The organism is Ideonella sp. P3_A4 (assembly GCF_056403075.1).
Map to the genome: position 1 here is coordinate 1 of NZ_JBFUGE010000286.1, position 7,730 is coordinate 7,730.

At 66.8% G+C, this 7,730-nt stretch carries 10 protein-coding genes; 1 reads left to right on the forward strand and 9 read right to left on the reverse strand.

The window, feature by feature from the left end; genetic code table 11:
* Positions 1-8: 8 nt before the first annotated feature.
* The 9 genes from AC1DYI_RS21385 to AC1DYI_RS21425 all read right to left on the reverse strand — a co-directional run bounded on the left by AC1DYI_RS21385 (position 9) and on the right by AC1DYI_RS21425 (position 7,174).
* On the reverse strand, positions 9-782 hold the full coding sequence (locus AC1DYI_RS21385; RefSeq protein ID WP_477206148.1) for an NHL repeat-containing protein: 774 nt from the start codon (positions 780-782) through the stop codon (positions 9-11).
* A gap of 44 nt (positions 783-826) precedes the next feature.
* Positions 827-1,564 carry an HAD family hydrolase gene (locus tag AC1DYI_RS21390; protein ID WP_477206149.1) on the reverse strand — a complete coding sequence of 246 codons (738 nt, stop codon included), beginning with the start codon at positions 1,562-1,564 and terminating at the stop codon, positions 827-829.
* Between the two features lie 36 nt (positions 1,565-1,600).
* Positions 1,601-1,822: a tautomerase family protein gene (locus AC1DYI_RS21395; RefSeq protein WP_477206150.1), complete on the reverse strand. Its 222-nt coding sequence runs from the start codon at positions 1,820-1,822 to the stop codon at positions 1,601-1,603.
* 14 nt (positions 1,823-1,836) lie between these two features.
* Entirely contained in the window at positions 1,837-2,682 is an 846-nt protein-coding gene (locus AC1DYI_RS21400) for a hypothetical protein (RefSeq protein WP_477206151.1), read from the reverse strand.
* A 31-nt stretch (positions 2,683-2,713) separates the two neighbouring features.
* Positions 2,714-3,514: an AfsA-related hotdog domain-containing protein gene (locus tag AC1DYI_RS21405; RefSeq protein WP_477206152.1), complete on the reverse strand. Its 801-nt coding sequence runs from the start codon at positions 3,512-3,514 to the stop codon at positions 2,714-2,716.
* Between the two features lie 131 nt (positions 3,515-3,645).
* Positions 3,646-4,842, reverse strand: a complete 1,197-nt coding sequence (locus AC1DYI_RS21410; RefSeq protein WP_477206153.1) for an MFS transporter — start codon at positions 4,840-4,842, stop codon at positions 3,646-3,648.
* A 9-nt stretch (positions 4,843-4,851) separates the two neighbouring features.
* Positions 4,852-5,658 (reverse strand): SDR family oxidoreductase, encoded by an 807-nt coding sequence (locus AC1DYI_RS21415; RefSeq protein ID WP_477206154.1) that lies wholly within the window; start codon positions 5,656-5,658, stop codon positions 4,852-4,854.
* Between the two features lie 12 nt (positions 5,659-5,670).
* Entirely contained in the window at positions 5,671-6,294 is a 624-nt protein-coding gene (locus AC1DYI_RS21420; protein ID WP_477206155.1) for a hypothetical protein, read from the reverse strand.
* Between the two features lie 82 nt (positions 6,295-6,376).
* On the reverse strand, positions 6,377-7,174 hold the full coding sequence (locus AC1DYI_RS21425; RefSeq protein WP_477206156.1) for a carboxymuconolactone decarboxylase family protein: 798 nt from the start codon (positions 7,172-7,174) through the stop codon (positions 6,377-6,379).
* A 111-nt stretch (positions 7,175-7,285) separates the two neighbouring features.
* Here AC1DYI_RS21425 and AC1DYI_RS21430 point away from each other — a divergent pair.
* A partial coding sequence (locus AC1DYI_RS21430; protein WP_477206157.1) for a LysR family transcriptional regulator occupies positions 7,286-7,730 on the forward strand: 445 nt, incomplete at its 3' end.

The following is a 7,730-nucleotide window of genomic DNA, read 5'->3' on the forward strand; positions in this document are numbered from 1 at the left end:
GCCTTCCCCTATGTCGAGCCGATCTTCAGGCCGTAGGCCGTGTTCGAGCCCCAGTCGGCCACCACCGCGGTGGCGCGGTCGGCAGAGACAACCAGGCCGACCGGGCTCTTGAAGCCGTCGGCGACCACGCGGGTGCGGCCGTTCTTGTCGACGTGCTTGACTTCGGTGCCGCCGTAGTCGACCACATAGACAGACGCTTCGTCGGCCATCGCGATGCCGGGCCCGGGCTGTGAGAACTCGCGCGAGACAGTGCGCGCGCGCCCGTCTGGCCCGGCGAAGGCCACGCCGCCGTCGATGTTGGACACGGCGTAACTGCCGTCCGGGAACTGCACGGCGCCTACCGGGGTCTGCAGGTCACCCTCGACCGCCACCGTCAAGCGCCCGGCGGTGTCGGCAGCCAGGATCTGGTGCGTCGTCCGGTTGGCGATCAGCAGGCGGCCCTTGAGATCGAATGAAAGCCCAGCCGGTGTGCCGAGCCCGCGGACGAAAACCTCCTTCTTTCCCGAAGGCGAGATTCGCCAGACCAGGTCGCCGCTGTAGGAAGCGACGAAGAGGTCGCCGTTCGCCGCGAGCGCCAGGCCCGAAGGCCCGTTCAGGCCCGCGGCGACCTGGGTGGTTTCACCGCTCGGGGTGGTGGCGGTCACCGTGCCCGCGCTCCAGTTGGCCACCAGCAGGCGGCCGGCACGGTCGATCGCCATGCCGACCGGCGACGACAGGCCCGTGGTCAGAACGCGTTCACGCCGCCAGGGCGTCGATGCCGCCGTGGCGGCGGTGCTGCACATCGGGGCAAGGGCGCCCACTGCCGTCAAGACCTGTCGTCGCGTCATCACATCGTTGCTCCCACCAGTGCCGAAAGGTTGGACCGGATCAAGGTTTGCTCATCGGATGCGCTCAGGTGCAGGCAGCGCCATCCACGATCCCGGGCGGCGGTGCCGAGCGCGCTGTCGCCGACAACGGCCACCGGGTGCCCCACGGCGCTCAACATGGGCAGGTCTGAGATGTCGTCACCAAAGGCCCAGCAGTCGGCGGCTTCGCACTCGCGTTCAGCGAGGAAGGCGTCGATGGCCGTGGCCTTGCCTTGCCCGATGGTCTGCGGGGCTTCGAAGCGCCCGGTGTACTTGCCGCCGGCCTGCAACAGGCGGGTGGCGAGCATGTGTTCGACACCGAGGTGTTCGGCGATCGGCTCAAGGATCTCGACGAACGACCCCGAGACGAACACCGGCTCGACGCCCTTGTCGCGAAGCGATTCGAGTTCCTCGATCACTTCGCTGATGAAGAGCCTGGGGTCAGCGGTCACGTGGCGTGTCCAGGCGAGCGCACAGCTGGCCACCTCGTCGACCGACCGGCCGGAGAAGAACTCGTAGTAGCGGCGGTTGATGAGCTCGCGTGGCGTGTCGCTTTCGGTGAGCGCTCGCAGGATCGCCGTGACGTCCTTGTGCTCTTCGACGAAGGTTTCGTCGTTCAGCCCCTTCCAGCAGCGATACCAGAACTCGTGAAAGCTGAACATGCTCTTGATGCGCAGCAAGGTGCCGTCGACATCAAAGAATGCGTAAGGTTTGATCATTGTTTTTCCCCTCTGAGTTTTCTGTGGTGTTGGGTTTCAGGGCTTGGTACGCCGCCGGCTCAGCTCGGCAAAGTCCGGGTTCGAGCCCAGCACACCGCCTTCGCCCCAACGGGTCTGCGGAATCTCGTTGATCACGACGATGATCTTGTCCATTGGTGCGTTGGTCACTTCATGCACGGTGTGGGTCAAGGCTTCGATCAGTGCTTTGCTCTTGTCGTCGCCGAGCGTGGGCCAGGTGGTGACGGAAATGAATGGCATGGCGKTCCTTCGAATCAGGAATGGGTTTCGAACTCGGCAAAGGCCGGTGCTTTCAGCTTGAGCTGGGCATGGATGTCGCCGCCCAGGCCGAACCAGCCGATCGCGCCCCCGCGGTTCATCTGGTAGCTCATCCACAGCACCACCACGTTCACCACGCGGTTGGCGCCAGGCTCGTCTGCCGCCGGGAAGGGGTTGGGCAGGCGGGCGTGGTAGCGCGCCGCGCCGCGCTCGTCGCAGACGAAAACGTTGGGCACGCCCAGCGGGCCGGGGCGGGTGGGGCCGCGTGGGTCGAGGTCGCGCTGCCGCAGCGACATCACCGTGTACAGGCTGTTCGGGATCAGGCCCGAGAACTCGAACTGAAAGTCCGCAGAACGGCGGTCCGGCGCCACGCGAACCTCCAGCTGGCCCCGTGCCTTGCACCACTGGCCCAGCGTGATGGGCGTGGTGACCTTCGGGCCGTCTTCAGTGCGAAGGTCCGGGATCGGCACTTCGTGGAAGGGGTAGCTGGGGCGCGCCAGTGTGTTCGCCTCGGGACATTGCTGCGGCGCAAACACCATCGGGTAGTTGTTGCAAGGCAGCGGCAGCGGCAAGGTGTGCAGCACCATGGCTTCGTCTTCGGGGCTCAGGCGCTCAGGCAGCTCACGGACGATCTCGTAGGGCAGGTTCTGGCCGAAAGGCGGCAGCGCGCTGTCGGCCGAGACGATTGCCCGCGACCACTCTGAGGTGGTTCCGCCGCCTGCGGCCGGCCGGTTGACGCGGCCGATGACGATGAAGTTGCCGTCCGCATCCATCACCTCGCTGGGCGGATAGGTCGGCCCTTGCGTCGTCAGGCTCAGGTCGTATGTCGCTKGGTTTGTCATGGGGCTCCCTGGTGGTCGCAAGGTGGCCCGCTCAGGCGGTGGCGAGTCGTGCGGCGTCGACCCGCGGCTGTGATGCGCCTTCCAGACTCGGTGCCGGCTGGCGATGCAGGTGCAGCAGGGCCTGCGCCTGTTGCTGCTCCTTGGCTTCGATCTTGGTGGCGTGAAAGGCCGTGAAGCCGAACGAGATCTGCGTCGCGCAGGCGCCGCCCTGCATCACCGAGATCAGCGTGTCGAAGCGCATGCGCGCCGGGTTGGCGATGTCCTTGGAGAGGATCTCGTAGCGCAGCGTCGCTTCGAGCGGGAACACGAAGCCGGTGAACTTGACGTCGACGCTGTTGATGACGAAGTAGTAGCGGTCGTGCACCGTGTGGCCGATGAAGTATTCCTCGGTCACGGCGAGGAACAGCTGCCGCGCGGCCTCGATCAGGATCATGCCCTGGATGTGCTGGCCGGTCTGGTGATCGGCCATCAGCTCGGAGCGTTCGTCCAGCAGCAGCGCAGCTTCGAAGCAGTGCTCATCGACCCGCATGGGGTGCGAGATGATCGAGTTCTGGATGCGGTGCTTGTGCGTCTGCAGCCGGCTTGCCCGGATGCTGCGACGCAGGGTGGGGCGGATGTCGATGTTGCGTGCCGCCAGCGCGTGCTGGGCCTGGTCGCAGATCGCCTGCAGCTCGGCCTCGCGCACGCCCTGGCCCGCGACCAAATGGCTGCCGTCGGGCAGCCGGTCGAACGAGCCGGTGCGGGCCATGTCGCCGAATTCGTTGATCGTGATCACGCCGTCGTGGCGGCAGAAATCCTTGAACTTGTTGCCTACGATGAAGACCGTTTTCATACAAACTTCTCGATTCAGGTGGTGAATGCCCACGCTTGTGGCGTTAGGCTCGGCTGTCTCCTGGCTGTGCCATCGTGAGCGATGGTCTCGTGTTGATCTCGACGACGCATCCCTTGGCGTCGCCCGAGGGGTCAAGCGTTCTGGGCCACGGCACCGGCGCGCACGGCCGCGTCGCTGAGCAGGATCAGCAGGCTGATCACCGCCGCCGCTGCGCAGACCGACGTGACCCCGATCCAGCCGGCATACGTCCACACCGGCCCGAGGACGGCGCTGGCCAGGCTGCCGGCGCCCAGGCAGGTCAGCAGGTACAGCGACGATGCCGCGCCGCGCCGCTGGGTGGGGACGCGTTCGGCAATCCGAACGAACACCGCGGGCTGGCAGACGAACACGCCGAGAAAGATCGCGAACAGGCCGACACCRACGCTGGTGATCGATTGCGCCCAGACCAGGCTGGCGATCGCACCGATGACGATGGCCAGGCCGGTGACACCCACCGCCAGCGACCCGATGCGCCCGACCAGCCTGCCGGATAGCGGCGCCCCCAGCACCGAGCCCAGCCCGAGCAGGCTGATCGATCCGATGGTCGCGCTGTCGAACGAGAACGGCGGTTCGTGCAGCCGCAGCGTCAGGAAGGTGACGGTGCCGAGGTAGCCGAAGAAGAGCAGAAAGCCGGTGGCGAACGGGCGCAGYAGGTCGGGCGCCGCCATCATGCGCAGCGACTCGGCATAGACATCGACACTGAGCTTTCGCTTGGCGCCGGTGGTTTCGTCAGGCAGCGTCCACGCCAGTGCCGCCATGGCCAGCAAGACGCCCGCCAAGGTCATCTGCGCCCCGCCGATGCCGGCATGGGCCGCCAGCAGCGCCATGCCCGCGCGCCCCAGCGTGATGCCGACGACCGAGGCCGCGATGATCAGGCCGAAGAACGTGCCGATCTGTTCCTTGGGGGCGATGCGAGGCATCAGCGCGAACATCGCGACTGGCACCGCCGCAGCGGCAGCGCCWTGCACCCCCGTGGCGACCAGGAAGCCGATGTAGTTGGGCGTCAGCGCTGCCAGCAGCGTGGAGGCGGCCGCCGCCGCCAACCCCAAGCCGGCGAGTCGCCGGGGGCTGAACAGATCGGACAGCGGGCCCAGCACGAAGAAGGCCAGGGCGTAGGCGATGCTGCAGACGCTGAAGGCGAGGCGGGCGTCGTTGATCGAGACGCCGTACTTGCCGGCGATGTCACCGAACACCGCTTGGGCCGAATACACCGACGCGACCGCCAGGCAAGTCGTGGCGCAGGCGATGAGGGCGACGGCAACGTGCCGGTTGGGTTGGGAGGCGTTCATCGCGTCGTCCTAGACCGCTGCGGTTGCGCCGCCGTCCACGTTCAGCGTGGCGCCGTTGATGTGGCAGGCCCGTGGCGACAACAAGAAGGCGACCGCGTCGGCCACGTCGGCAGGGCTGGCCAGTCGCCCGGTCGGGATCTTTTCCTGCACCTGCCGGTTGACGTCTTCGGGCTGCAGGCCGAAGCGGGCTGCCAGCGCGGCGCAGATGTCGTCCCACAGCGGGGTAGCGGTAGCGCCCGGGTTGACCACGTTGACGCGGATGCCTTGCCGCCCGAGGTCACGCGAGATCGCCTTGGCGAAGCCCGCCAGACCGCAGTTGACGGTGCTGTTGATGGGGAAGTGCGGGTCTGGCTCCTGGCTGAAAACGCCGTTGACGACGACGACCCGGCCGGATCGCCGGTTGACCATTTCAGCGGCCACCGCACGGGTCAGCCGGATCGTGCCCAGCAGCTTGCCGCCGACCGTTTCGTCCCACATCGCTTCGGTGGTTTCCAGCAGCGGCGCGACCGGGCCGTCGCCGGCAGCGTGCACCAGGTCTGTGATGGTGCCGAAGCGCGTGACGATCTGCGCCACGGCCTTGTCGACGGACTGGGCGTTGCCGATGTCGACCACCTGGGTGAACAAGCGGTCCTTGGTCTCGGTGCTCGCCAGCGCCTGGCTGGCGCGCCCCAGCTTGGCTTCATCGCGGCCGAGCATCACGACGCGCAGGCCGTCCATCAGCAGCCGCAGGCAGATGGCGCTGCCCATGCCGCCGGTGGCGCCGCTCACGAGGGCCACGCGGCTGTGGGGTTGGTCGAGGTGCGATTGGGTCTTCATCGAGCGTATCCCTCAGGCCGCAGCCACGTGCTTGTAGATCTTGGTGTACAGGCCGCGGTCGCCGCCGGTGATGAACTGGTCGCCCGCCTCGCGGACGATCTGCTGGTAGCGCGGCGAGCTGAAGGTCGCGGTGTAGTCTTCGACCGACCCGGCGAAGCCCGACACGAACATCACGCCCGGCTCGGTGCTGATGGCCGAGTGGTAGGCCAGGAAGACCTCGACCTGCGGCGTCGTGCGCACGACATCGAAGATCGTCCGGTCGCGCCAGGCGCGGTAGTCGACGAAGTTKGCCGGTGGCACCTCAACGTGCCGCAGCTGGACGTAGGGCGTGGTGGGCAGCGCGTCGGACGTGTCCTTGGGCGCCTCGACGAATGTCAGCAGCTGACGCCGAAAGTCGCTGGCCATGTCGTGCCCGAGCGCGTCCCACGTGGTGGCCCACCACGCCGGCAGGGTGGCCGCATCGGCCAGTGATTCGAGCGCGCACAGCTCGAGCACGGTGCTGCCGTCGAGCGCTTCGTAAACGCGCCGCCGGGTGACGCTCTTTGGTGCGGGCAGCGCCGCCCAGGCGCTCGAGACGCGGCCGGTTGCACCTGCTTTGGGCGTTAGTTCGGTGATCAGCAAAACTTGAGTCGACATGGTTCACTCCATTGGGAAAGAAGGGGGTAATGCGGGCAGGGCGGGATCGGGCGGGGCTGGCCGCCGCAGGCTCGGCTCTTGCTTACGCTTGCTCGCGTTCGGCCAGGACGTCTTTGGCCGCCAGCAGTGCGTTGATGGCGGCCGGGAACCCCGCATACGCGGCGACGTGGATCAGCGCTTCGACCAGTTGTTCGCGCGTTCCGCCCACATTCAGCAGGCCGTGCACATGCACCTTCAACTGAGGCACCGCGGTGCCCATGRCCGCAAGCGCCGCCACGGTGATCAACTCGCGCTGGACCAGGTTGAGGCCGGGTCGGGTGTAGATGTCGCCAAAGCCGAACTCGATGATGAACCGGCCCAGGTCGGGTGCCAGGTCGGCCAGCGAGGCGATCACCTTCTCGCCTGCGTGCCCGTCGATGTGCATCAGCGCTTCCCATCCGGCGCGGAACCTCGCGTCGGGCGGCGCGTCGGCCGTGGCAGCCGCCGTGGGGGCGGGGGCGTGCCCAATGCCGCGTTCGCGAAACACCTCTTGCGCGGCGAACACGCCGTTCAGCCCCGCCGGGAAGCCGGCGTAGACCACGAGGTGCATCATCAGCTCGACCAGTTCCTCGCTGCTGCAGCCCACGTTCAGTGCCCCGGCGACGTGGAACTTCAGCTGGGGCCGTGCGTTGCCCAGGGCGGCCAGCGCGGCCACCGTGATCAGCTGCCTGTCTTTCAGCGTCAGGTGCGCGCGGGGGTAGATCTCGCCGTAGACGAAGCTGATCGCCAGCGTGGCGAGATCAGGGGCGATGTCTGCCAGGCCGTCGATGATCGAGGGGTGTTGGGTGCCTTCGATCCGGCGCAGGCATTCGAGGCCGCTGCGGTAGGTGGTGCTGTCCATGGGGGTGTTCGTACTTGCCATAGGCTCACAATACGTACACCTTGAAAGCTAGGCCAATGCTCTTTTTGCTGATACCTTTCGGGCATCAAATCAAAACACAGTGGGGGATCGATGAGGCATCAGCTGAAGCTGCGGCAGTTGACGTACTTCATTGCCGTCGCCGAAGAACTGAGCTTTCGGCGCGCGGCTGAGCGCCTGTTCATCACCCAGCCGCCGCTGAGCCGGCAGATCAAGTCACTGGAAGAAGCGCTGGGGGCCTCGCTGTTCGACCGCGATCGGCAAGGCGTGCGGTTGACGGAGGCCGGCCACAGCTTCCTGGCCGACGCGCGGGCCCTGCTGCGGGAATCGGAACAAGTGCTGGTGCGTTTCAAGCCGCGGCCGACCGAAACCAAGCTCACGTTGACACTTGGCATCACGACGGTGATCGACGTCGGCCTGTTCGCGGGCATCGACACCGCGTTCGAAAAAATCTACCCCGGGGTTCGCGTGACCGTCAAGCCGCAGATCTCCTCGCACTCGATCCGCGACCTGAACCAGGGTGTGATCGACGTTGCGG

What these genes read in the sequence shown, in the direction of transcription:
- AC1DYI_RS21385 (WP_477206148.1), bottom strand. Translation starts at nt 782, where the DNA reads ATGTGCAGCACCGCCGCCACGGCGGCATCGACGCCCTGGCGGCGTGAA.
- AC1DYI_RS21390 (WP_477206149.1), bottom strand. Translation starts at nt 1,564, where the DNA reads ATGATCAAACCTTACGCATTCTTTGATGTCGACGGCACCTTGCTGCGC.
- AC1DYI_RS21395 (WP_477206150.1), bottom strand. Translation starts at nt 1,822, where the DNA reads ATGCCATTCATTTCCGTCACCACCTGGCCCACGCTCGGCGACGACAAG.
- AC1DYI_RS21405 (WP_477206152.1), bottom strand. Translation starts at nt 3,514, where the DNA reads ATGAAAACGGTCTTCATCGTAGGCAACAAGTTCAAGGATTTCTGCCGC.
- AC1DYI_RS21415 (WP_477206154.1), bottom strand. Translation starts at nt 5,658, where the DNA reads ATGAAGACCCAATCGCACCTCGACCAACCCCACAGCCGCGTGGCCCTC.